This is a genomic window from Pseudozobellia sp. WGM2 (genome assembly GCF_017810075.1).
Classification (GTDB): Bacteria; Bacteroidota; Bacteroidia; order Flavobacteriales; family Flavobacteriaceae; genus JADNYK01.
Genome location: NZ_JADNYK010000065.1, coordinates 1 through 263, shown reverse-complemented (window position 1 = coordinate 263; position 263 = coordinate 1). Strand labels below are relative to the sequence as shown.

The following is a 263-nucleotide window of genomic DNA, read 5'->3' as shown; positions in this document are numbered from 1 at the left end:
GACCGAAAAACAACTGGCCGCCATATGGCAGGAGGTACTCGGAAGGGAAAAAATAGGAATAAAGGACGACTTCTTCGAACTGGGGGGACATAGCCTGAAGATGCTGCGCCTTGTTAGTGCTTACCATAAAGGGTTCGATGTCAGGGTCGACCTTTCGGATCTGCTATTTACCCATACCTCATTGGAATCGCACGCAGGATTATTGGCGAGGGCAAGTCGAAATGAATACTTTACGATCCCATCGGCCCCGACAAGCCGGGACA

1 protein-coding gene is annotated in these 263 nt (G+C 50.6%); it reads left to right on the top strand.

Features of this window, described 5'->3' with window-relative positions; translation table 11 throughout:
- Positions 1–13 precede the first annotated feature (13 nt).
- Positions 14–263, top strand: a 250-nt coding sequence (locus IV512_RS19830) for a phosphopantetheine-binding protein (protein ID WP_305792193.1), incomplete at its 3' end; no start/stop codon positions are given.